General features: G+C 69.6%; 20 protein-coding genes and 1 riboswitch. Of the genes, 13 read left to right on the top strand and 7 right to left on the bottom strand.

Annotated elements, in window-relative coordinates:
* Positions 1-124: 124 nt before the first annotated feature.
* The gene (gene adhE, locus ABNQ38_RS03000; RefSeq protein ID WP_377805622.1) at positions 125-2,782 is read left to right on the top strand and encodes a bifunctional acetaldehyde-CoA/alcohol dehydrogenase; all 2,658 of its coding nucleotides are present in this window, start codon (positions 125-127) and stop codon (positions 2,780-2,782) included.
* Positions 2,783-2,879: 97 nt separating this feature from the next.
* Here adhE and ribB read toward each other — a convergent pair whose 3' ends face one another.
* Both ribB and ABNQ38_RS02990 read right to left on the bottom strand, forming a co-directional pair.
* Positions 2,880-3,542, bottom strand: coding sequence for a 3,4-dihydroxy-2-butanone-4-phosphate synthase (ribB, locus tag ABNQ38_RS02995; RefSeq protein WP_377805621.1), 663 nt, complete (start codon positions 3,540-3,542; stop codon positions 2,880-2,882).
* 133 nt (positions 3,543-3,675) lie between these two features.
* Positions 3,676-3,841, bottom strand: a riboswitch (FMN riboswitch).
* A gap of 122 nt (positions 3,842-3,963) precedes the next feature.
* A complete protein-coding gene (locus tag ABNQ38_RS02990) occupies positions 3,964-4,950 on the bottom strand; it encodes a sugar-binding transcriptional regulator (RefSeq protein ID WP_199235321.1) in 987 nt (328 codons plus the stop codon).
* 149 nt (positions 4,951-5,099) lie between these two features.
* Here ABNQ38_RS02990 and ABNQ38_RS02985 point away from each other — a divergent pair, with 149 nt between their 5' ends.
* The 12 genes from ABNQ38_RS02985 (at position 5,100) to ABNQ38_RS02930 (ending at position 18,514) form a co-directional block, all read left to right on the top strand.
* A complete protein-coding gene (locus ABNQ38_RS02985) occupies positions 5,100-6,047 on the top strand; it encodes a sugar ABC transporter substrate-binding protein (RefSeq protein ID WP_377805620.1) in 948 nt (315 codons plus the stop codon).
* A gap of 88 nt (positions 6,048-6,135) precedes the next feature.
* Entirely contained in the window at positions 6,136-7,674 is a 1,539-nt protein-coding gene (locus ABNQ38_RS02980; protein ID WP_377805618.1) for a sugar ABC transporter ATP-binding protein, read from the top strand.
* Entirely contained in the window at positions 7,671-8,660 is a 990-nt protein-coding gene (locus ABNQ38_RS02975) for an ABC transporter permease (protein WP_377805617.1), read from the top strand. The genes ABNQ38_RS02980 and ABNQ38_RS02975 overlap by 4 nt, the downstream gene beginning before the upstream one ends.
* A 14-nt stretch (positions 8,661-8,674) precedes the next feature.
* Positions 8,675-9,748 carry a thiamine pyrophosphate-dependent dehydrogenase E1 component subunit alpha gene (locus tag ABNQ38_RS02970; RefSeq protein WP_377805616.1) on the top strand — a complete coding sequence of 358 codons (1,074 nt, stop codon included), beginning with the start codon at positions 8,675-8,677 and terminating at the stop codon, positions 9,746-9,748.
* Positions 9,749-9,759: 11 nt separating this feature from the next.
* Positions 9,760-10,755, top strand: coding sequence for an alpha-ketoacid dehydrogenase subunit beta (locus ABNQ38_RS02965; protein WP_377805615.1), 996 nt, complete (start codon positions 9,760-9,762; stop codon positions 10,753-10,755).
* Positions 10,752-12,086: an acetoin dehydrogenase dihydrolipoyllysine-residue acetyltransferase subunit gene (locus ABNQ38_RS02960; RefSeq protein WP_377805614.1), complete on the top strand. Its 1,335-nt coding sequence runs from the start codon at positions 10,752-10,754 to the stop codon at positions 12,084-12,086. Before ABNQ38_RS02965 ends, ABNQ38_RS02960 begins: the two co-directional genes overlap by 4 nt.
* Positions 12,079-12,414 (top strand): carboxymuconolactone decarboxylase family protein, encoded by a 336-nt coding sequence (locus tag ABNQ38_RS02955; protein ID WP_377805613.1) that lies wholly within the window; start codon positions 12,079-12,081, stop codon positions 12,412-12,414. The genes ABNQ38_RS02960 and ABNQ38_RS02955 overlap by 8 nt, the downstream gene beginning before the upstream one ends.
* A 226-nt stretch (positions 12,415-12,640) precedes the next feature.
* The gene (locus ABNQ38_RS02950) at positions 12,641-14,167 is read left to right on the top strand and encodes a ribulokinase (RefSeq protein WP_377805612.1); all 1,527 of its coding nucleotides are present in this window, start codon (positions 12,641-12,643) and stop codon (positions 14,165-14,167) included.
* A complete protein-coding gene (locus ABNQ38_RS02945) occupies positions 14,164-14,910 on the top strand; it encodes an SDR family NAD(P)-dependent oxidoreductase (protein WP_377805611.1) in 747 nt (248 codons plus the stop codon). The genes ABNQ38_RS02950 and ABNQ38_RS02945 overlap by 4 nt, the downstream gene beginning before the upstream one ends.
* A gap of 16 nt (positions 14,911-14,926) precedes the next feature.
* Entirely contained in the window at positions 14,927-15,679 is a 753-nt protein-coding gene (locus tag ABNQ38_RS02940; RefSeq protein ID WP_377805610.1) for an SDR family NAD(P)-dependent oxidoreductase, read from the top strand.
* Positions 15,680-15,779: 100 nt separating this feature from the next.
* Positions 15,780-16,937, top strand: a complete 1,158-nt coding sequence (locus ABNQ38_RS02935; RefSeq protein ID WP_377805609.1) for an HlyD family secretion protein — start codon at positions 15,780-15,782, stop codon at positions 16,935-16,937.
* Positions 16,934-18,514 carry an MFS transporter gene (locus ABNQ38_RS02930; RefSeq protein WP_377805608.1) on the top strand — a complete coding sequence of 527 codons (1,581 nt, stop codon included), beginning with the start codon at positions 16,934-16,936 and terminating at the stop codon, positions 18,512-18,514. The genes ABNQ38_RS02935 and ABNQ38_RS02930 overlap by 4 nt, the downstream gene beginning before the upstream one ends.
* A gap of 51 nt (positions 18,515-18,565) precedes the next feature.
* Here the strand turns inward: ABNQ38_RS02930 and ABNQ38_RS02925 are convergent, their stop codons facing one another.
* From ABNQ38_RS02925 to ABNQ38_RS02905, 5 genes are all read right to left on the bottom strand, one after another.
* The gene (locus ABNQ38_RS02925) at positions 18,566-19,258 is read right to left on the bottom strand and encodes a TetR family transcriptional regulator (RefSeq protein ID WP_377805607.1); all 693 of its coding nucleotides are present in this window, start codon (positions 19,256-19,258) and stop codon (positions 18,566-18,568) included.
* Positions 19,259-19,347: 89 nt separating this feature from the next.
* Complete coding sequence (locus ABNQ38_RS02920; protein WP_377805606.1) at positions 19,348-20,214, bottom strand: sugar phosphate isomerase/epimerase family protein; 867 nt, start codon at positions 20,212-20,214, stop codon at positions 19,348-19,350.
* Positions 20,214-21,374 (bottom strand): dihydrodipicolinate synthase family protein, encoded by a 1,161-nt coding sequence (locus ABNQ38_RS02915; RefSeq protein ID WP_377805605.1) that lies wholly within the window; start codon positions 21,372-21,374, stop codon positions 20,214-20,216. Before ABNQ38_RS02915 ends, ABNQ38_RS02920 begins: the two co-directional genes overlap by 1 nt.
* An 87-nt stretch (positions 21,375-21,461) precedes the next feature.
* A complete protein-coding gene (locus ABNQ38_RS02910; protein WP_377805603.1) occupies positions 21,462-22,613 on the bottom strand; it encodes a Gfo/Idh/MocA family protein in 1,152 nt (383 codons plus the stop codon).
* A complete protein-coding gene (locus ABNQ38_RS02905) occupies positions 22,610-23,986 on the bottom strand; it encodes a hypothetical protein (protein ID WP_377805602.1) in 1,377 nt (458 codons plus the stop codon). The genes ABNQ38_RS02910 and ABNQ38_RS02905 overlap by 4 nt, the downstream gene beginning before the upstream one ends.
* Between the last annotated feature and the right edge of the window lie 84 nt (positions 23,987-24,070).

Below are 24,070 nucleotides of genomic sequence, written 5' to 3'. Positions count from 1 at the left end.
TCGGGCGCTCCAAATGATTTTTGGGCGTCCCGGAGCGCGGCGATGCGCCCGAACGGCGCCCTTCCCCACACATCACCGCGACGGCGTCATCGCACGGGCCGCGGACAGCAAGTGGATGATGACCATGACCGTTAAAACCCTTTCCGACCTGAACGCCCTGATCGCGCGGGTGAAGGCGGCGCAGGCGCGCTTCGCCGACTATCCGCAGGAGAAGGTCGATTTGATCTTCCGCAGCGCGGCTCTGGCCGCCGCCAACGCCCGCATCCCGCTCGCCAAGATGGCGGTGGCGGAGACCGGCATGGGCGTCATGGAAGACAAGGTCATCAAGAACCACTTCGCCGCCGAATACATCTACAACAAGTACAAGGACGAGAAGACCTGCGGCGTGCTGTCCGAAGACAACGACGCCGGCATCCTCACCATCGCCGAGCCCGTCGGCCTGATCTGCGGCATCGTCCCCACCACCAACCCGACCTCCACCGCCATCTTCAAGGCGCTGATCGCGCTGAAGACCCGCAACGGCCTCGTCCTCTCCCCCCATCCCCGCGCCCGCAAATCGACCTGCGAAGCCGCCCGCCTCGTACTCGCCGCCGCGGTCGAGGCCGGCGCCCCCGACGACATCATCGGCTGGATCGACGAGCCCTCGCTCGAACTCTCCAACGCCGTCATGCACCACCCCGACATCGCCCTGATCCTCGCCACCGGCGGGCCGGGCATGGTCAAGGCCGCCTATTCCTCGGGCAAGCCCGCCATCGGCGTCGGCGCCGGCAACACCCCCGCCGTCATCGACGAGTTCGCCGACATCAAGCGCGCCGTCGCCTCCATCCTGATGTCCAAGACCTTCGACAATGGCGTGGTCTGCGCGTCGGAACAGTCAGCGGTGGTGGTCGAGGCCGTCTATGACGCCGTGCGCGACCGCTTCGCCCACCATGGCGGCTACATCCTGTCGCCGCGCGAGGCCGACGCCGTGCGCAAGGTGCTGCTGACCGACGGCCATCTCAATGCCGACATCGTTGGCCAGCCCGCCCATGCCATCGCCGCCATGGCCGGCCTGAACGTGCCGCTCGCCACCAAGGTTCTCATCGCCGAGGTTTCGGACGTGGACGACAGCGAACCCTTCGCCCACGAGAAGCTGTCGCCGACCCTGGCGCTCTACCGCGCCAAGGACTTCACCGAGGCCTGCGACAAGGCCGCGGCGCTGGTGGCGCTCGGCGGCATCGGCCACACCTCGGCGCTCTACACCGACCAGGACCGGCAGGCCGACCGCATCCGCCATTTCGGCGACAAGATGAAGACCGCCCGCATCCTGATCAACACGCCGTCGTCGCATGGCGGCATCGGCGACCTCTACAACTTCCGCCTCGCCCCGTCGCTGACACTGGGCTGCGGTTCGTGGGGCGGCAACTCGATCTCGGAGAATGTCGGGCCGCAGCATCTGATCAACAAGAAGACGGTGGCCAAGCGGGCCGAGAACATGCTGTGGCACAAGCTGCCCAAGTCGATCTACTTCCGCCGCGGCTGCCTGCCCTTCGCGCTGGAGGAACTGCGCGGCAAGAAGCGCTGCCTGATCGTCACCGACCGCTTCCTGTTCGAGAACGGCCATGTCAACGACAGCGTCCGCGTGCTGAAATCGCTGGGGCTGGAGGTTGAGACCTTCTTCGAGGTCAGTGCCGACCCGACGCTGGCGGTGGTGCGCAAGGGCGTAGCGCTGGCGAATGCCTTCCAGCCCGACGTGATCCTGGCGCTGGGCGGCGGCTCGCCGATGGACGCGGCCAAGATCATCTGGGTGATGTACGAGGCGCCTGAGGTGGCGTTCGAGGATCTGGCCCTGCGCTTCATGGACATCCGCAAGCGCATCTACACCTTCCCCAAACTGGGGGTGAAAGCGCAGCTGGTGGCGGTGCCGACCACGTCGGGGACGGGATCGGAGGTGACGCCCTTCGCCGTGGTGACCGACGAGCGGACGGGCACGAAGTACCCGATCGCCGACTATGAGCTGACGCCGAGCATGGCGATCGTCGATGCCAATCTGGTGATGGACATGCCCAAGGGCCTGACGGCGGCGGGCGGCATCGACGCGGTGACCCATGCGCTGGAGGCCTATGTCTCGGTGGTGGCGAACGAGTATTCCGACGGTCAGGCCCTGCAGGCGCTGAAGCTGTTGAAGGAGCATCTGCCCTCGGCCTACCGCAACGGATCGCAGGATCCGAAGGCGCGGGAGCTGGTTCACAATGCGGCGACGCTGGCCGGCATCGCGTTTGCCAACGCCTTCCTCGGCGTGTGCCATTCGATGGCGCACAAGCTGGGGGCCGAGTTCCACATCCCGCACGGCATCGCCAACGCGCTGCTGATCGCCAACGTGATCCGCTACAACGCGGCGGACATCCCGACCAAGCAGACGGCGTTCAGCCAGTACGACCGGCCGAAGGGCGTGGCGCGCTATGCGCAGATCGCCCGGCATCTGGAGTTGGGCGGCAGCCGCGACCATGAGCGGGTGGAGAAGCTGATTGCTTGGGTGGAGGAGTTGAAGCGGGCGCTGGAGATCCCGGCCTCGATCCAGGCGGCGGGGGTGCCGGAGGCGGCCTTCCTGGCGCGGGTCGATGCGGTTGCCGAAGCCGCCTTCGACGACCAGTGCACCGGCGCCAACCCGCGCTATCCGCTGGTCGCCGAGATCAGGCAGCTGCTGATCGACAGCTATTACGGACGCGCCTATGTCGAGCCGGCGGGTGAGCACACCCCGGCCGAACTGACTGTCGTCGGCCAGAAGACGGCGGCCGAGTAACCGGTTTCTCGCACATCGACATCAAGCAACGGGGACCGCCCTGTCGGAGCGAACGCATCCGGCAGGGCGGTCCCCGTTTGCCTGTGGCCGGACCCGCTCAGCGATCCGATTGCAGGCCGCTCTCCGCCACCAGATCGGCGATGCTGACAATCGGCATCGACTGTTCTTCGGCGAAGACGATCAGCTCCGGCAGGCGGGCCATGGTGCCGTCCGGGTTCATCACCTCGCAGAGAACGCCTGCCGCCTTGCGTCCGGCCCGCGCCATCAGCTCGATGGTGGCTTCCGTGTGGCCGCGGCGGGCCGCCAGCCCTTGCGGATGGGCGCGGATCGGGAAGACATGGCCCGGCTGTGCCAGATCCTCCGGACGGCAGTCGTCGGCAATCGCGGTGCGGATCGTCGTCACCCGGTCGGCCGCCGAGACGCCGGTGGTGACGCCCTCGCGCGCCTCGATGGACACGGTGAAGGCCGTGCCGAAGCGCGAGCTGTTGGCAGGCACCATCGCCGGCAGTTCCAGCCGTTGCAGATGCTCGTCGGGCAGGATCAGGCAGACGATGCCGCTGCATGCGCGGATCAGCAGAGCCATCTGCTCGACGGTGATGCTGTCGGCCGGGTAGATGATGTCGCCTTCATTCTCGCGGTCGTCGTCATCGACGACGATCACCCCTTGCCCTTGCCGAAGGCTGTCGAGGGCGCGGGCGACGCGTTCGCCCGGCGTGCCGAAGCGGGCGAGAAGGTCGTTCTGACGGTAAATCTGATTCATGGTTCTCACATCCACTGAAGGGTGAGCCTGAATCAGGGCGCAAAGAGACCTCCAGCGCGCCGGACCGGAACCCGACGCGATGGCGCGAACCGACGACGGCGGGCCTGCTTGCGGCAAGCCACCGGCGCGGTCTGCTCATTCTCTTCCATCCGGACTGTAACCGTCGGCCCCGGCCTCACACCGGGTCTGCTAACCTCACCGCCTATTGGGACCGCCAAAAGCCGGTGAGCGCTCGCGGGCTCCCCTTCTGTCGAAGGGATACCGCCGGTCGGGAGTTTCACCCTGCCCTGAGAACAAGCCTATGTCCGCCGACCGGGATCGGTCGACCGACCCACCATTCCGCAACCCAACAGCCGCTGTCAAGGGAGCATGGCGGCCGTTTCCACCGGACCTCTCCACCGTGTGGCGGCGGCGCTCCTCGTCACTTCACCAGTTCCAGCGCGGTGTCGCCGTCGACGATCAGTCCGCGCGCCACCCCGCTGGCGAGGAAGGCGCGGGCGGCCTGGAGCTTGGTCCGGCCGGCGACCAGCGCCACCGTGTAGGTCTGCTTCAGCCCGTCGAGGCCGAGCGCCAGCGTGCGGTGGTTCAGCGGATGATCGACCGCCTTGCCATCCCGGTCGAAGAACAGCCCGTTGGTGTCGCCGACCGCCCCGGCCGCCCGCAGCTCCGCCAGTTCGGTGGCGCTGATCATGCCCTGCGTCCGCAAGAGCGACGCCTCGCGCAGCTCACCGATGGAGATGTAGGCCACCGTCGTCGAGCGCGCGAGCTGGAGCGCCGTCTGCACCGACTGCTGCGACAGCAGCACGTCGCGCGCCTCCAGGCTGTCGGCGATGAAGGGCACCGGCAGGAAATAGCCCTCCGCCCCGGTGGTCCGCGCCAGCGCATGCACAACGTCGAACGGGTTGTAGGCCGAGCGCGCGGTCAGCGACCCCATCAGGCTGATGAATTTCGCCCGCGGCGCGCTGACCCCCGCCATCTGCAACGTCATCTGCTCCAGCGTCCGGCCCCAGCCGGTGCCGACCACCGCCTCTTCCGTCTCCGCCAGATGGCGGCGCAGATGGGCGGCGGCGGCGGCCCCCACCGCCCGGAAGGCGAATGGGGCGAGCAGCGCGTCGTCGCGGTCGCCGCCGGCATCCTGGGTCAGCGCCGGCGTGCAGATGCAGACGTCCAGCCCATAGCGCTCGCGGATCGCCTCTTCCACCGGCAGCAGCCCGACATTGGCGGAGTTGATGGTGATGCTGACCATGCCGCTGTCGCGGGCATCGGACAGCAGCTTGTTGACCCGTGCGCGGGTGACGCCAAGCCGGCGTGCCGCCGCCTCTTGGTTCAGGCCGCCGACATAGTACAGCCAGGCCGCCCGCGCCATCAGCACCTCGTCCTCCGGCCCCTCGCTGGTCCCGTTCCGCATCGCACGCTTTCCCTCCTCTACCCCTGTCAGGAGACAAATGTATCTAGTGTTGACATTTGTCACGAGCCACCACAAGCTCATCGTTGTCGGCGCAAGACCGGCATCGAGAATTCGCCAGCCAGATAGCTGGCAATGGGAGGAGAATGGAAATGAAAAACCGGCTTTCCGGAATGCTTGCGGCTGTCTCGATGGTCGCGATGATGACCGCCGCGGGTGCGGCGCAGGCGCTCGACATCGCCTGGGTTCATGCCAACGCCGCCGCGCAGTCCGAGCAGCGGGTGAAGGCCGGCTTCGACGCCTGGGCCAAGCAGAGCGGCAAGACCGACTGGAAGATCAGCGTTCTCGACAGCGGCGGCTCGGGCGAGGCGACCGCCTCCAACATCCAGGACGCCGCCAACCGCGGCGTGAAGGCCATCGTCATCACCATGGCCGACCTGCGCGCCAGCCGCGCCGCGCTCGACGCCGCCAAGGCCGCCAAGATCCCGGTCTTCGCCGTCGATTCCGGCTATGTCGACGGGGTGCTGGTCGATGTGACCACCAACAACTGGGCGATGTCTGCGAACGTCTCGGTCTATCTGCTCGACCAGATGGGCGGGCAGGGCAACCTCGTCTTCCTGCGCATGGCTGAACACCACGGCACCCGCAAGCGCGGCGACGTGATGGCGACGGTGCTGAAGGAATATTCGGGCGTGAAGGTGCTGGCGGAGCACAACATCAACTACACCGCCTTCTTCGAGGACACCAACCGCACGATGGAGGATTACGTCGCGCGCTTCGGCAACACCATCACCGCCGTCTGGGCGCCGTGGGACGAGCCGGCACAGGCCGCCGTCAACGTCATCAAGGGCGCCGGGCTGAAGAACGTGAAGGTGATCGGCATCGACGGCCACCCGCAGGCGGTCGCCGAGGTCTGCAAGCCCGACAGCCCGCTGATCGCCACCGTGCGCCAGCCCTTCGAGGAGATGGGCAAGACCGTCGGCCAGTGGCTCGACGATGTGGTGGTCAAGGGCAAGCCCGCCGCCGAAGTGATCCCGACCAAGACCGTCTATCTCGACGCGCCGCTGATCACCAAGCAGAACTGCAAGCAGTTCATGTGACCGGGTGCCGCCGGCCCGGAGTGGCGGATCCGTCCGCAACCGGGCCGGCGGCGGCCAGCTTCATCCCCTGCTGTTGCAAGAGGTCGCCATGGAAATCCATCTGGCCGACATCGCCATGCAGTTTCCGGGAACGCGGGCGCTGGATGGCGTGGACGTCGTCTTCCGCAGCGACGAGGTGCATGGCCTGATCGGCGAGAACGGCGCCGGCAAATCGACGCTGGTCAGCATCCTGGGCGGCAGCCTTCAGCCCAGCGACGGCACCATCGCCGTGGACGGGCGCAGCGTCCGCTTCGGCACGCCGCAGGACGCGCTGTCCCAGGGCATCGCCCATGTCAGCCAGGAGGGCAGCCTCGTCCCCGGCCTGACCGGGGCGGAGAACATCCTGCTCGGCGTCGAGCCGCGCCGCATCGGCGGCATGATACGCGCCTCGGCCCTGAAGGCCCAGGCCGCGGCCCTGCTCGCCACATGGTTTCCGCAGGTCGACATCGACCTCGGCTGCCCGGTGGCCGAGCTGCCGATGGCCGACCGCAAGGTGATCGAGATCGTCCGCGCGCTGCGCGGCTCCGCCCGCATCGTCATCCTCGACGAGCCGACGGCGACGCTGCCCGCCCGCGAGAAGGAGCAGCTGTGGGCGATCATCCGCACGCTGCCGGCCCGCGGCGTCGGCGTGGTGCTGATCAGCCATTTCCTCTCCGAGATCAAGGCGCTGTCCCACCGCATCACCGTGCTGCGCGACGGCCGGCGCATCTGCACGGAATCCGCCGACGCGCTCGACGAGCAGATGCTGGTCGACATGATGCTGCGCCGCAGCGGCTCCGGCCCGCAGCGCAAATCCGAAGAGGCGGCGCGGGCAGGCCGCGGCGAGGTCGTGCTCGACATCCGCGACTGGCGGGTCGGGCGTCTGCATGTGCCGCGCTTCACCCTGCATGCCGGCGAGATCGTCGGGCTGATCGGCCTGACCGGTGCCGGCCATTTCGGCTTCGCCCGCTCGCTGCACAGCCCGTCCGGCGTGCGCTGCGCCGGTCTGGCGGTCGGCGGCCGGCCGGTCAAGCCGGGACCGCCAGCCCATATGCAGGCGGCCGGCATCGCGCTGGTCCCCGACCATCGCATGGAATACGCGCTGATCGGCGAATGGACCCTGCGCGAGAATCTGGCGATGGTCCATCCCGGCCATGGCGCCATCGCCGCCGGCATCCTGTCGCCCGGCCGGGAGGAGGCGGAATCCCGCCGCATCATGCGCCTTCTCAACGTGAAGGCCCATTCCTCCGGCCAGCTTCTGCGCACGCTGTCGGGCGGCAACAAGCAGAAGATCTCCATCGGCAAATGGCTTTACGGGGCCGAGGGCCGCTACCGCGTGATGATCTTCATCGAGCCGACCGAGGGCGTCGACATCGGCGCCAAGGCCGAGATCTATGCCGAGATGCGGCGCCTCGCCGCCACCGGCGTGGGGATCGTCATCGCGTCCTCCGACCTGCTGGAGATCGAGGCGCTGGCCCACCGGGTCATCCCCTTCCATCACCTGCGGCCCGGCCCGGAAATCCCCGGCACCGGCTTTTCCGAGAGCGCGTTCATCGCCGCCATCTCCGGAGCCGTCCCGGAGGCCGTTAACTCAGGAATCCCAGCATGACCGACACCGCCACCGGATCCCTCCCCAGCCATGACCGGCTGTTCGGGCTGCGCAAGGAGCATGTCCAGCGCTACAGCACGCTGGTCGTGCTGGTCGCCATGTTCCTGGTCTTCTCGCTCGGCGTCGACCGCTTCCTGACCGGACAGAACCTGCTGAACATCGCGCAGCAGATCTCGATGCTGACCATCGTCGGCGCCGGCCTGACCTTCGGTTTCGCCGCCCGCGAGATGGATCTGTCGGTCGGCTACACCGTCGGGCTTGCCGGCGTGCTGGTGCCGCTGCTGCTGGTCAAGGGCGTGCCGCTGCCGCTCGCCCTGCTGGCCGGTCTCGGCGCCGGGCTGGCGGTCGGGGCCGTCAACGCGCTCCTCGTCACGCTGGTCGGCATCCCGTCGCTGATCGCCACGCTGGCGGTCGGCTCCATCCTCTACGGCATCAACTTCCTGATGACCGGCGGCCGGGCGATCTATGGAGGGCTGGACGAGGTCTATCTCTGGCTCGGCCAGGGGCGCGTCGCCGGCATCCCGGTCCTCGCCTTCTTCATGTTGGCCGCCGTTCTGGTCGCCTGGTTCGTCATGGAGCGGACGATCTTCGGCCGCTACATCTACGCCGTCGGCGGCAACCAGAAGGCGGCCGAGCTGTCCGGCATCCGCGTGCGCAAGTACCGTGCCGCCGCGCTGGTCGTCTGCTCCCTCTTCGCGGTGATGGCCGGCACGCTGCTCGCCGCCCGGCTCGGCTCCGGCCAGCCGAACGCCGGCGAGCGCTACCTGCTCGACGGGCTGGCGACGGTCTTCATCGGCATGACCATGTTCCGGCCGGGCACCGCCACCGTGCCCGGCACCTTCTTCGGCGCGCTCTTCATCGGGGTCATCAACAACGGCCTCAACCTGATGGGGATGGACACCTACATCCAGGCGATCGTGAAGGGCGTCATCATCCTTGCCGCCGTCGCCGTCGTCTCGCGCAGCACCAAGCTCAACCTTCTTTGAAATCGGAGTCTTCGATGTACGAGGCTGACCTCCGGGCCACGGCCGGCCGCACCATGGCGGGCCGGGTCGGGGCGGGCGCCAACACGCGCCTTCCCGAACTCTACCGGACGATGCGCCGGATCCGCACCTTCGAGGAGCGCGTGGGCGAGCTGTTCGTCCGCGGCCAGTCGGCCGGTTCCATGCTGCACCTGTCCATCGGCGAGGAAAGTGCCGCCGCCGGTGTCTGCGCATCCTTGCGTGACGGCGACAGCTTTACCACCCACCACCGCGGCCACGGCATCTTCCTGGCCCGCGGCGCCGACCCGGCCCGCATGATGGCGGAGATCGGCGGCAAGGAAGCCGGCTATTGCCACGGCAAGGGCGGGTCGATGCACATCGCCGATATGGGGCTGGGTCATCTCGGCGCCAACGCCATCGTCGGCGGCGGCATCCCGGCGGTGGTCGGCGCCGGCCTCTCCGCCCGCCACCACAAGACCGGCGCCGTCAGCGTCGCCTTCTTCGGCGACGGCGCCACCGGCCAGGGCATCCTCTACGAGAGCATGAACATGGCCGCCCTGTGGGGCCTGCCCTGCGTCTTCGTCTGCATCAACAACCAGTACGGCATGGGCACCAACATCGCCCAGGCGACCGCCAACCCCAACCTGCACGAGCGCGCCGCCGCCTTCGGCCTCGCGGCGGAGACGGTGGACGGCCTCGACGTCGAGGCGGTGGCCGAGGCCGCCGAACGGCTGGTCGAAGGGGCGCGGGCCGGCAAACCCGCCTTCCTGGCGGTGTCCTGCTACCGTTTCTATGGTCATGCCCGCAAGGACAAGTCGCCCTACCGCGACCCGGTGGAGGAGGAGGCGGGCCGCCGGCAGGATCCGGTCGCCTTCGCCCGCGCAGCCCTGATCGACCGCGGGCTGGAGTCGGAGAGCGAGCTGGACCGGCTCGACAGCGAGATCGGCGTGGAGATGGACGCGACCATCGACTTCACCGTGGCGCAGACGGAACCGCCGCTCGCCTCGATGTTCCGCGACGTCTATGCGCCCGAGGAACCCGAACCCGAACCGGTGCGCGCCCGCATCGACCGCGTTCTGGCGCGGGACTGAGGAGACCCAGAATGGCACTTCAGGAACTGACCTATCGCGATGCCCTGCGCAAGGCGCTGGCCGACGCGATGACCGAAAACCCGGACGTGGTGATCCTCGGCGAGGAGGTCGGCCGTTACGGCGGCGCCTACGGCGTCACCAAGGACCTGATCAAGGAGTTCGGGGCGGAGCGGGTGATCGACACGCCGATCTCCGAACCAGCCATCGTCGGCGCCGCGGTCGGTGCGGCGATGACCGGCCTGCGCCCGGTGGCGGAGCTGATGTATGTCGATTTCATCGGCATGACCATGGACCAGCTCGCCAACCAGGCCGCCAAGATCCGCTACATGTTCGGCGGCCAGATCGGCGTGCCGATGGTTCTGCGCACCCAGGGCGGCACCGGGCGGTCGGCCGGCGCCCAGCACAGCCAGAGCCTGGAAGCCTATGTGATGCACACGCCGGGTCTGCGGCTGGCGATGCCCGCCACGGTGGCCGACGCCTATCACCTGCTCCGCATGGCGCTGACCAAGCCCGACCCGGTCGTCTTCATCGAGCACAAGGCGCTCTACACGATGAAGGAGAGCGTCGATCTGGATGCCGAGCCGCTGGCCTGGGGCAAGGCGGCGGTGCGGCGCGAGGGGCGCGATCTGGTCATCGTCACCTATTCCCGCCAGCTTCACTACTGCCTGGAAGCGGCGCGCACGCTGTCGGCCCAGGGCGTCGAGGCGACGGTGATCGACATCCGCACGCTGAACCCGCTCGATTTCGACACCATCCGCGCCCATGTCGAGCGCACCGGCCGCGCCATGGTGGTCAGTGAAGGCGTGATGACCGCCGGCGTCGCGGCAGAGCTGTCGGCGCGGATCACCGAGGAATGCTTCGACTTCCTTGAGGACCCTGTCGTTCGCGTCGCCGGCGAGGACATTCCGATCTCGGTGTCGACCGCGCTGGAAGCCGGATCGGTGCCCGGCCCGCAGCTGATCGCCGACACCGCCTTGAAGATGCTGGCCGGACGGGTGCCGGCATGACGACACTCAGTACGATCAACCTCACGCTGACCATGCCCCGGCTGGGCGAGACGATGGAGGAAGGCGTCATCGTCGGCTGGCTGGTCGAGCCGGGACAGCAGTTCCGCCGCGGCGACGCCATCCTGGAGCTGGAAACCGACAAGACCGTCGTCGAATATCCCGCCCTTGGCGACGGTCGTCTCGACGGGACGCTGGTGTCGGCCGGCGACCGGGTGCCGGTCGGCGCCCCGATTGCCCGCGTCGCCGTCCTGTCGGCCGACGATTGGGCCGCAGCCCTTCCCGACACGGCCCTGCCCGACGCTGGCGAAGCCGAGGCTGAAGCAGCCCTTGGGGCCGGCGCATCGGCAGCACCATCCCCGCCCGCCGGCGCCACTGCCGGCACGCCGGCTCCGGAACGCTCCTCCGACGACCGGCTGCGCGCCACGCCGACCGCAAGGCGGCTGGCCCGCCAGCACGGCGTCGCGCTGGAAACCCTCCATGGCAGCGGCCGGCGCGGCCGGATCGAGCGTGCCGATGTCGAAAGCGCTGTCGGCTCGGACGCTCCGGCTTCCGCTGCCGACCTGCGCTGGCTCGACACCCCGGCCGGCCGGCTGGCCTATGCGCAGGCCGGAAGTTCCGGCCCGGTGCATCTGCTGATCCATGGCTTTGCCGGCGACCGCACCGCCTGGGCCAATCTGGCCTCCGGTCTTGCCCGCTCCGGCAAGCGCGTGGCGATGCCCGACCTGCCCGGCCATGGCGCGACCGCCATCGAGGCGACCGACGTGGACGGTCTGGCCGCCGCGGTGACGGCGCTGGCGGAGAGCCTGCCCGGACCGCTGGTGCTGGTCGGCCATTCGCTGGGCGCCGCCGTTGCCGTTCATGCCGCCCGCCGGCTCGGCGACCGGGTGGCGCGCCTCGTTCTGCTCACCCCCGCCGGCTGCGGGCCGAGGATCGGCGCCGAGTTCGTCCATGGCATGGCGGCGGCGGAAACCACCGGCGAGGTCTCGCATCTGCTGCGCCTGCTGGGACCGCGCGGCGGCCAGCTGTCCGACGCCGCCCTCGCCGCGATGGCGCGCGAAATGGGCCGGGGACGCCTGCGCACGCTCGCCACGGCGCTCGCCACGCCCGACGGCCGGCAGCGCATCGACCTGCTGCGCCCGCTGGCGGAGCTGGCCGAGCGCATCCCCGTCCGCGCCATCTTCGGCCTGGACGACCGCATCGTGTCCGCGACTGACGCGCTCAACCTGCCGCCGCGCGTGGCGGCCCATTTCCTGCCGTCCGGCCACATGCCGCAATGGGACGCCCCGCGCGATGTGGCGGCCCTGATCGATGAGGAGACTCCGCATGGATGACGCAAAGACCGATCTGGCGGCGGCGAAGGCGCGGCTCGGCGCCTTCGCCAAGGCTTCCCCCGCCGTGATGAAGGGCTTCGCTGAGGTGAGCCGGACGGCCAGCGCCGCCGGGTCCTTCACGCCCGCGCAGAAGGAGCTGATGGCGGTGGCGATCTCCGTCGCCACCCGCTGCGAGGACTGCATCCTTTACCATGTCGACGGCGCCCGCCGGCATGGCGCTGGCGAAGCCGAGCTTGTCGAGGCGCTTGAGGTCGCGGTCGAGATGGGCGGCGGTCCCGCCGTGATGTATGCCGGCAAGGCGCTGGCGGCGTTCCGCTCGCTCGGCTGAGGGGAGAATCTCCCTCTCCCCCCCGGGAGAGGGTCGGGGTGAGGGGGATGCACAGGGTGGATTCTCGGCATAGTCCCGCCACGTGTCCCCCTCACCCTAACCCTCTCCCCGGGGGGAGAGGGGATATTCGCAAGCCGTAGCTCACAGAGCAGGGTCGGTGAGAGGGGATCCTCACATCCATAAAGCGGCCCGCTAAGGGCTGCGTGTCTCCAGGGAGGACAAGGGAATGGCCTATTACCTGACCGCCGACGGCGGCACCGAAAGCCTGCGGGCGCGCATCTACGACCTGAGCGGACGCTGCCTCGGCCAGAAGGCCGTCGCCTACGACACGCAGTTCGGACCGGGCGCGCGGGCGGAGCAGGATCCGGAGGACTGGTGGCGGGCGCTGGCCGACGCCACCCGCGGCGCCGTGGCCGATGCCGGCATCGACGCGGCGGAGATCGAGGCGATGTGCTTCGCCACCACCTGCTGCACCGTCGTGGCGCTCGACGCCGACGGACGCGCGCTGCGCCCGGCTCTGCTGTGGATGGACGTGCGCGCCCATGCCGAGGCGGAGGCGGTGCTCGCCACCGACGACCCGGCGCTGAAGATCAACGGGGCCGGCCGCGGCCCGGTCTCCGCCGAGTGGATGATCCCCAAGGCGCTGTGGCTGAAGCGGAACGAGCCGGCGACCTTCGCCGCCGCCCACACCATCTGCGAATACCAGGATTTCCTCACCCTGCGCCTGACCGGCGAGCGGGTGGCCAGCCTCGACAATGCCGGCCTGCGCTGGCACTACTCCAGCCGCGACGGCGGCTGGGCGCGCGGCATCCTCAAGGCGCTCGGCCTCGAAGAGCTTGAGGGCAAATGGCCGGCCCGCGTGCTGGCCCCCGGTGAAGTCGTGGGCACGCTCACGGCCGAGGCCGCCGCGGCACTCGGGCTGCGGCCGTCGGTCAAGCTGGTGCAGGGCGGGGCGGATGCGCTGATCGGCATGATCGGGCTCGGCGTTGCCCAGCCGGGCCAGCTGGCGCTGATCACCGGATCCTCGCATCTGCAGTTCGGCGTCACCGAGGCGCCGCTGCACGCCCCCGGCGTCTGGGGCAGCTATCCCGACATCGTCTATCCCGGCCGCTGGATCGTCGAGGGCGGCCAGACATCCACCGGCTCCATCGTCAACTGGCTGCGCCGCTTCAGCGGCGGCACGCTCGACCTCGCCGCGCTGAACGCCAAGGCGGCGGCGCTGGAGCCGGGATCGGACGGGCTGCTGGTGCTCGACCATTTCCAGGGCAACCGCACCCCCTACACCGACCCGCTCAGCCGCGGCGCCATCGTCGGCTTGACGCTGGCCCACGAACCGCACCACGTCTTCCGCGCCATCGTCGAGGGCATCGGCTTCGGCACCCGCGCCATCCTCGACGCTTTCAAAGCCGGCGGCTACAGCTCGACCGAGATCACGGTCGGCGGCGGCGCCACCGCTTCGCAGCTGTGGATGCAGATCCACGCCGACACCGCCGGCCTGCCGGTGCGCATCCCGGCCTCGGCCGACGCGCCCTCCACCGGTTCGGCGGTGCTGGCCGCCCATGGCGCCGGCCGCTTCGCCAGCATCGACGAAGGCATCGCGGCGATGGTCCGCCCCGGCACCAGCATCGAGCCGCGCCCGCGCGAATCCGCCCTCTACCAGGAGATCTACCAGCGCTATCTCGCCCTCTATCCGGCGCTGAAGGGCGTGCTGAACGGGCCGGTACCGGCTCCGCTCAAGGAGACGGCGGCATGAAGGAGTTCGACCTCAGCCGCCGGCTCGCCGTCGTCACCGGCGGGGCCGCCGGCATCGGCCAGTCGATTGCCCGCGTCCTGACCGAGGCCGGCGCCCGCGTCGCCATCCTCGACCGCGACGGCGAGGCCGCCCGCCGGCTGGCGGCGGAGATCGGCGGGCTGGCCTACACCCTCGACGTCACCGATGCCGAGGCGGCCGAGGAGGTCGCCGCCCGTCTGGTCGCCGAGGCCGGCGTGCCGCACATCCTCGTCAACAACGCCGGCATCGTCCACAACGGGCCGGCGCTTGAGGTCGATCTGGCCGACTGGCGCCGGGTGATCGACGTCAACCTGCATGGCGTCTTTCACACCGCCCGCGCCTTCGGCCGTCCGATGGTCGAGGCGGGCAGGGGATCGGTCGTCAACATCGGCTCGATGTGCGGCGAGATCGTCGTCCATCCGCAGCCCCAGGCCGCCTACAACGCCGCCAAGGCGGGCGTCAATTTGCTGACCAAGTCGCTGGCGGTGGAATGGGCCGGCCGGGTGCGGGTGAACGCCGTCGCCCCCGGCTACACCGCCACCGAACTGACTTTGGCCGGCCGCTCCCGCCCCGAATGGTTCGAGCGCTGGCTCGCCGCCACGCCGATGGGCCGGCTGGGTGAACCGCGCGAGATCGCGCTGGCCGTCGCTTTCCTCGCCTCCGACGCGGCGAGCTTCATCACCGGAACCGTCCTGGCCGTCGATGGCGGCTACACCGCTCTTTGATAGGGAGAACACCGTTATGGCACAGGGGAAGATCGCGCTGGTCACCGGCGCCAGCCGCGGCATCGGTCGCGCCATCGCTCTCGGACTGGCGGCGCGCGGCTTCGACCTCGCGCTGAACGACATCGCCCGGCAGGCCGGCGCGCTGACGGAGACGGCGGGGGAGGCGCGGGCGCTGGGCGTGCGCGTGGTCGAGCTGCACGCCGACGTGTCGGCCAAGGACGAGGTGCAGGCGATGGTCGACCGCGCGGTGGCCGAACTCGGCACCATCCACGCGCTGGTCAACAACGCCGGCATCCTGATCGCCGCGACGGTGGAAGACTGCCCGGAAACCGCCTGGGATCAGGTGATGGACGTGAACGCCAAGGGCACCTTCCTCGTCACCCAGGCGGTGCTGCCGCTGATGAAGGCGCAGGGCTATGGCCGCATCTGCAACATCGCCTCCATCGGCGGCAAGCACGGCGCGCCGGAGCAGGCGCATTACTCGGCGTCGAAGGCCGCGGTGATGGGCTTCACCCGCGTGCTGGCGCAGGAGGTCGGGCCGCTCGGCATCACCGCCAACTGCGTCTGCCCCGGCATCATCCTGACCGACATGGGCCGGGTGAACCTCGACGATCCGGCGATCCGCGACGGCTGGAAGGCCAAGACCGCCATGGCCCGCATTGGCGCGCCGGAGGATGTCGCCGGGCCGGTGGCCTTCTTCTGCTCGGACGACAGCGCCTTCGTCACCGGCCAGACGCTGAACGTCGACGGCGGCATCGTCCTGTCCTGACCGGTCGCAAGCGGGGCTACACCTTGGTGCAAGGCGCTTTTCCACGGGCCATCGCGTAGGGTCGGCCAGACCGTTCCGACAGGCCGATGGAGAGCCCCGCATGAGCGATGCCGCAGCGCCAACCCAGCCGGTGGGCCAGCAAGCGGCCCAGCAGCCCTTACCGCCTCCTCCTCCCCCGCCGGCCGCCCCGCCGCCGGTGGCCTGGAGCCCCTGGCTGGTGCGGCTGGCGGTGCTGGGGCTGGCGGTTGTGCTGCTGGTGGCCTTCGCCACGCGCTGGGACCGCTGGCTCGGCACCGCCGCGCGCCAGACCACCAGCGACGCCTATCTCCAGGCCGACATCACCCCGCTGTCGGCCCAGGTGGCGGGCGTCGTCCGCGACATGCCGGTCGAGGACTTCCAGCGGGTGAAGGCCGGCGACCCGGTGGCGATGATCGTCGACGACGACTACCGTGCCCGCGTGCAGCAGGCGGAGGCGGCGCTGGAGGCCGCCGACGCCGCCATCGCCCAGCTCGACATCCAGAAGCGCACCCAGCGCGCCCTGGTCGATCAGGCCGAGGCGAACGTCCACGGGCTGGAGGCCGAGGCGTGGCGGGCGCGGCTGGAGGAGGCGCGCCAGCGCTCCCTGACCGAGCAGGGCGTCGCCGGCACGCTCCAAGCGCTGCAACAGGCGCAGGCGACCTCCCGCCGGGCCCAGGCGGCGCTGGAGGCGGGACAGGCCCAGGTCGACCAGCAGAAGGCGGCGCTCGACGGCATCGACGTGCAGGTGCGGCAGGCCAAGGCCACCCGGCTGCAACGGCAGGCCGACCTCGACCTCGCCCGCATCACGCTCGACCGCACGACGATCCGCGCCCCGGCCGACGGCATGGTCGGGCAGCGGCAGGTCCGTCCCGGCCAATATGTCGGGCAGGGCAGCCAGATCGTCACGCTGGTGCCGCTGCCGGCGGTGTGGGTGATCGCCAACTACAAGGAAACCCAGATGACGCGGATCCGGTCCGGCCTGCCGGCGACCGTCCGCATCGACAGCTTCCCCGACGTGACGCTGACCGGCCGGGTCGCCGCCCAGTCGCCGGCCAGCGGCAGCCAGTTCGCCCTGCTCCCGCCCGACAACGCCACCGGCAACTTCACCAAGATCGTCCAGCGCATCCCGGTGAAGATCGTCCTCGACGGCCCCCACCCCTTGCAGGACCGGCTGCGGCCCGGCATGTCCGTTGTCGTCACCATCGATACGGATGGAGAGGTAAAGGAGAACGGGTCTTGAGCGTCGGTCTGGCCGGCGGGCGGCTGTCCCGGATCCTGCTGCGCCCGGCCCAGCCGATCCTGACCCACCATCCGATCGTCGGGTTGCTCGGCGTCATGCTGGGGGCGCTGATCTCCACCCTGACCTCGCGCATCACCACCTTCGGGCTGGCCGACATCCGCGGCGCCATCGGCGCCGGCTTCGACGAGGGGGCCTGGATCACCACCGCCTACACGGTGGCGCAGATGCTGGTCGCCCCGGCCGCCGCCTTCCTCGGCGTGGTGTTCGGGCCGCGCCGCGTGCTGCTGGTGTCGTCCCTCACCTACGGGCTGGCGATGCTGGCCCTGCCGCTGACCGGCACGCTGACCGGGGTGCTGACCTTCCAGCTGCTGGCCGGCCTGTCGTCGGGCACCTTCATCCCGCTGACCATCGGCTTCATCGTCCGCAACCTGCCGCCGCGCTATGTCGTCTACGGCATCGCCGTCTATGCGATGAATGTCGAGCTGTCGCTCAACTTCGCCGCCTCGGTCGAGGGCTGGGTGATCGAGCATCTCGACTGGCGCTGGCTTTTCTGGGACACGGCGCTGCTGGCGCCGCTGATGGCGCTGTGCGTCCATTTCGGCATGCCGGCCGAGCCGGTCCGCCGCGACCTGCTGAAGGACGGCGACTGGTGGGGCATCGCCTATGCCAGCCTCGGCTTCGCCCTGCTCTATGCCGGGCTCGACCAGGGCAACCGGCTGGACTGGTTCAATTCCGGCCTGATCGTCGGGTTGTTCCTGTCCGGCGGCCTGCTGGTCGGCGCCTTCATCGTGCAAGAGCTGACCTGCCCCAAGCCCTGGATCACCTTCAGCGCGCTCTTCCGCGGCAACATCCCGCTGCTCTGCCTGCTGCTGGTGCTGCTGCGGTTGATCATGCTGTCCACCGCCTATCTGGTGCCGCAGTTCATGATCACGGTGAACAATTACCGGGCGCTGGAGGTGGGGGACACGCTGCTGCTGATCGCGCTGCCGCAGTTCCTGCTGGCGCCGCTGGTCGGCACGCTGCTGCGCCATGCCGATCCGCGGGTGGTGATGGCGGCCGGCTTCGCCGCGGTGGGGCTCGCCTGCTGGCTGGCCTCGCACCTGACGGCGGACTGGGTCGGCGCCGATTTCCTGCCGTCGCAGATGTTGCAGGCCTTCGGCCAGTCCTTCGCCATGACCTCGCTGATCTACTTCAACATCAAGAACCTGTCCCAGGCCCACATCCTGGCGCTGGGCGCCCTGTTGCAGACCTCGCGCCTGCTGGGCGGCGAGCTGGGCGCCGCCTTCATGCAGACCTTCGTCCGCGTGCGCGAGCAGTTCCACAGCTTCCGGCTGGTCTCCGACGTGGTGGCCGGCGGCACCGACACCGTCCACCGGCTGGCCGGCGGCATGGCGCGGATCGCCGCCCGCTCCACCGGAACCGAGGAGGCGACCGACCGCGCCCTGTCGCTGCTGGCGGCGGCGGTGCGCAAGCAGGCTTATGTGCTGGCCTACATCGACGGCTTCGTCGTCATCGCCTGGTTCATCGTCGGCGGCCTGCTGCTGATCGCGCTGCTGCGCCCGGCTCCGAAACAGTAGAAGTGCCGAAACAGTAGGGGTGGTCAGAATCTGACCACCCCTCTCGTCGCCTCACGGCCGCAGCGACTTCAGCACCAGCTCCACCATATGGTCCAGCCGCTCCTGCTTCGCCGGCTCGGCCAGCAGGTCGCGGCCGAAGATGACCGACAGGGTGTGGACGTTGGACAGGTAGAAGTAGGACAGCCCGGCGATGGAGATGTAGAGCTGCACCGGCTCGACCCCGGCCCGGAACACCCCGTCCTTCACCCCGCGCGCCAGCACGTCGCCGATCATCTGCACGAAGGGGGAGTGCATCGACTGCACCTGCCCCGAGGTCTTCAGCAGCTCGGCCCGGTGCAGGTTCTCGATGTTCAGCAGGGCCATGAATTCGGGATGGTCGATGAAATACTGCCAGGTGAAGCCGATCAGCCGCGCGATGGCCTCGGGCGGCGCCAGCTTGTCCAGGTTCAGCGTGCGTTCGGTCTCGCGGATGTGGGCATAGGCATCCTCAAGGACCGCCAGATACAGCTCCTCCTTGTTGCCGACATGGTAATAGAGCATGCGCTTGTTGGTGCCGGCCTGCTCGGCGATGCGGTCGACGCGGGCGCCGCCCAGGCCGTAGCGGGCGAACTCCTCCGTCGCCGCGGCCATGATGCGGGCCCGCGTGCCCTCCGGGTCGCGGGTCACCTTGGCCGGCGCCGCAGCGCCTCTGGTGGCGACAGGGGCGGGCGGCGCCGGGTCGGGGGTGTCGGTCAGGCTGTCCATGCGGGAAGCCGGCTCCTGCGGTCCGGGGGAGGGGGCTGGTTCTCCCCCATGGTAGAAGCGTCCGCCAGCGATTTCAAACCGCGCTCATTTCAAACCGCGCTGCGGTGGCGTTCGATGCAGGTGTCCAGCACCTCGCCCATCGGCTTCTCCCACCAAGTGCTTTGCGAGAAGATCTCCACCTCCGAATAGCCGGCGAAGCCGCACTCCTCGACCCAGCCGCGGATGCGCGGGATGTCGATGACGCCGTCGCCCATCATGCCGCGGTCGAGCAGCAGGTCGGTGGTCGGCACCAGCCAGTCGCAGACATGGAAGGCCAGCAGCCGCTCCTTGCCGGCGCGGGCGATCTGTTCCTCCAGATCCGGGTCCCACCAGACATGATAGACATCGACCGCCACCCCCAGCGCCCCCGACTTCCCCGGATCCAGCCGGTCGCAGAGGTCGAGCGCATGGGCCATCGTGTTCACGCAGGCGCGGTCGGCGGCATACATCGGGTGCAGCGGCTCGATGGCCAGCGGCATCCCCGCCTTGCGGGCATAGTCGAGCAGTTCGGCGATGCCGTCCTCCACCTGCGAGCGGGCCAGCGCGATGTCCTTGCTGGCCGCCGATCCGGGCCGGGAGAATTGCGGCAGCCCGCCGACCACCAGCACGAGGCAGGCGGCCCCCAGCGCCGCCGCCTCGTCCACCGCGCGGCGGTTGTCGTCGCGCACCTCCGCCGCCTTGGACGGGTCGGCCGGGAACATGCCGCCGCGGCAATAGCCGGACAGCGCCAGTTCGCCGCTGCGCACCGCCTGCACCGCGGCGTCGAGCCCGACCGCCGCCACCTGATCGCGCCAGGGTGCGACAGCGCGAATGCCGCGGCGGGCGCAGGCGTCGAGGATCTCGACCAGATTGCCCTGCTTGCGCACCGTGGCCGTGTTGATCGACAGCCAGCGATGATCCGTAGAGAAGTCCCGCATCACGAAATCCCCCTCACCGCCAGCACCGCCGCCATCCGCTGTGCCGCGCGGTCGGGATCGGACAGCAGCCCGGCCTTGTCGGCCAGCCGGAACAGCTCGGCCAGATGCAGGGTGGAGCGCGTGCTCTCCTGCCCGCCAACCATGGTGAAATGCTCCTGATGGCCGTTCAGATAGGCCATGAAGACGACGCCGGTCTTGTAGAAGCGGGTCGGCGCCTTGAAGATGTGACGCGACAGCGGCACGGTCGGCGCCAGGATGTCGTGGAACCCCGCCTCGTCGCCCTCGGCCAGATGGGCCAGCGCCGCCGCGGCGGCCGGGGCGATGGCGTCGAAGATGCCGAGCAGCGCGTCGGACTTGTGCTGCCCGTCGCCGGCGATCAGCTCGGCGTAATTGAAGTCGTCGCCGGTGTACATCCGCACGCCCTCCGGCAGGCGGCGGCGCATGACGATCTCCTTGTCCTTGTCGAGCAGCGAGATCTTGATGCCGTCCACCTTGGCGGCGTAGTCGCCGATGATCGACAGCGCGGTGTCCATCGCCGCATCGACGTCGGCCGTGCCCCAATAGCCGGCCAGCGCCGGGTCGAACATGTCGCCCAGCCAGTGCAGGATCACCGGCTGTTTCACCTGCGACAGGATGCGGCCATAGACGCGGACGTAATCCTCCGGCCCCTTGGCGACGCGGGCCAGCGCGCGCGACGCCATCAGGATGATGCGGCCGTCGAGCGCCTCGATGGCCTCGATCTGCTCCTCATAGGCGCGGATGACGTCGTCGACGCTGCGGGCGTTCTCCGGCGGCAGATGGTCGGTGCCGGCGCCGCATGCGATCACCCCGCCGCGCGCCTTGGCCGCCGACTGCGACCGCCGGATCAGCTCCAGCGAGGTCGGCCAGTCCAGCCCCATGCCGCGCTGCGCCGTGTCCATCGCCTCGGCGACGCCGAGGCCGAGGTCCCACAGATGCTCGCGGAAGGCGATGGTGCGGTCCCAGTCGATGGCCGGGGCCAGCCACGGATCGCACTCGGCCAGCGGGTCGGCGACCATATGGGCGGCGGCGAAGGCGATGCGGGTCAGCGGCCGCTCGGTGCGGGCGGGAAAGCCGCGCGGCGGGGCCAGCGTGTAGCTTTCGATGCTGCGGTCGGCGCGGGGGAGACGGATGGTCGGCATGGGCGGTATTCCTGGAAAAGTCGCAGCGGAGGGGCCGGGGGAGGGGTGGGGGAGGGGGGTGGTCGGCACCCCTCCCCGGCGAACGCCTCAGCCCTCGATGGCCGGCACGTCGACCCAGCGGCGTTCGCGCCAGCTCTGCATCGCGCATTCCACCAGCTGGACGCCCTTGGCGCCCTCGATCAGGCCGTGATTGTAGGGGGTGTCCTCGACCACATGGCGGATGAAGGACTCCCACTGCACCTTGAAGCCGTTGTCGAACACGGCGTTGTCGGGCACCGGCTGCCAGGTGTCGTAGAAGTCGATGGTCTGCTTCTGGTCGGGGTTCCACACCGGGCGCGGCGTGCCCTGGCGCGGCTGGATCACGCAGTCGGTCAATCCTGCGACCGCCGAGCCGTTGGTGCCGTCAACGTGGAAGGTCACCAGATCGTCGCGGTAGACGCGGGTGCACCAGGACGAATTGATGGTGGCGATCACCCCGCCCTCAAGCTCGAACATCGCATAGGCGGCGTCGTCGGCCGTCGCCTTGTAGGGCTTGCCCGTCTCGTCCCAGCGTTCCGGAATGTGGGTGGCGCCCAGGCAGGAGATGCTCTTCACCGTGCCGAACAGGTTGTCGAGCACATAGCGCCAGTGGCAGATCATGTCGAGGATGATGCCGCCGCCGTCTTCCTCGCGGTAGTTCCACGAGGGACGCTGCGCCGGCTGCCAGTCGCCTTCGAACACCCAGTAGCCGAACTCGCCGCGCACCGACAGCATGCGGCCGAAGAAGCCGCTGTCGCGCAGCATGCGCAGCTTCTCCAGGCCCGGCAGGAACAGCTTGTCCTGCACCGTGCCGTTCTTCACCCCGGCCTCGGCGGCCAGCCGGACGACGCGCAGCGCCTCGTCCAGGTTGGTGGCGATCGGCTTCTCGCAATAGACATGCTTGCCGGCGCGGATCGCCTTCTCCAGCAGCGTCGGGCGCATCTGGGTGGTGCCGGCGTCGAAGAAGATCACGTCGTCCGGGTTTTCCAGCGCGGCGTCGAGATTGTCGCTCCAGCGCTCGATGCCGTGGCGGCGGGCCAGCTCCTGCATCTTTTCGGCGTTGCGGCCGACGATGATCGGGTCGGGCATGACGCGCGAGCCGTCCGACAGGGTGACGCCGCCCTGGGCGCGGATCGCCAGGATCGAGCGGATCAGGTGCTGGTTCATGCCCATCCGCCCGGTGACACCGTGCATGATGAGGCCAAGGCGCTTGGTGCTCATGGGTGGACTCCTTCGGAAAACGCTGATGTCGGGTTTGAAAGGGGGGAAAGCGTGGTCCGGTCGGGACCCGCTGAAGACGCGAAACCGGGACCGCGCAGCGGGGCGGTCGGCAGCCGGCCGGAGCCGGTGGCGAGCCTGACCGTGCCGTCGGCGCGGCGGTCGTAGAAACCGGGATGGGCGGCGAGGAAGGCGTCGGCCTCCGCGGCACTGCCGAAGCCCTCGCCATACTGGTGCCCGTTGCGCTCGGCATGCGGGATGCCGAGGAAGGCGACCAGGGCGGTGTCCTGCTGCACCGACAGACCGGCCTGGCAGGTCAGGTCCTCGGCGGAGATGAAGTGCGGCGGCCCCCACGCCGTGCAGCGGGCGCGGTTGACCATCGCCTTGTAGAGACCCTTGCAGGATTTCGACGACACGCCGCGATAGCCTAGGACGCGGGCGCGCGGAAAGGCGTCGTAGCCGTCGTCGGACTCGTCGATGATCACCGGCACCCGCTCCGCCACCGCGCCCAGCGGCCGGGCGAGCGCCGCCTCCCGCGTGATCGGCTGTTCCAGATAGGCCAGCGCCCTGCGGAAGCCGGCGAGCGCCGGGGAGGCGTCGATGCGGTCGAGCAGGTCCGCGACATGGTCGGCGTCGCGATACTGCTCGTTGCCGTCCAGCGTGGCGCGGTAGCCGGGGGCGGCGGTTTCCAGCACGCCGGCCAGCTCCGCCAGCCGCTCGGCATCGGCGGCAGCGTCGCCGCCGAGCTTGATCTTGAACCAGCGCAGCGGCGCCCGCTCCAGCAGGGCGCGCAGGTCTTGCGCCTTGTCGAGCAGCCCGACGGTGTGGCGCAGCTCCACCTCGGCGAGCGGGGAAAGCCCGCGCAGGAACCCGTCCAGATCGAAGCCGGCGAGGTCGGGCGCCAGCCGCGCATCCAGCCCGCCGACATTGCCGCCCAGCCCGTCGAACGCATTGAGATTCAGCACTCGCAGCAGCCCGTCGAACACCGCCTTGTCGATCTGCGCCGGCCCGAAGGCGGCGGCCAGCTTGGGTTCCAGCGCCGGGCTGTAGGCGGCGTGATGGCCGAAGGCGGTGTCGAGCCGGTCGTCGGACAGATAGGCGTCGCGCGCTTCGATCAGCGAGCGGCGCAGCCCGTCCACCGTCTGGGCCGGGCTGCGGTCCGGCGTCTTGTCGAACCATTTCGGCATCATCATCTCGGCCGTCGCCCCCCAGGCCTCCCCCTGTCCTTCCACCGCGACCAGGGCACGGACGAAGGATTGCGGGGCGGCCTCCACCGTCACCGCGCCGAAGCGGAACGGCTTCACGAAACGGACGGGCCGCTCGTACAGCTCGATGGCGCGGATGCGGAGACGGGGGGCAGCCGGGGCGGCAGACATGATGGGAGTCTTTCCGTACGTCTTCGGCCGTCATTCCCGCGAAGGCGGGAATCCAGCCTGCGCAGCGATTCAACTGCGAAGTTG

The organism is Azospirillum sp. A29, from assembly GCF_042604625.1.
GTDB lineage: Bacteria > Pseudomonadota > Alphaproteobacteria > Azospirillales > Azospirillaceae > Azospirillum > Azospirillum palustre.
This window is presented reverse-complemented; position numbering and strand designations above follow the sequence as displayed.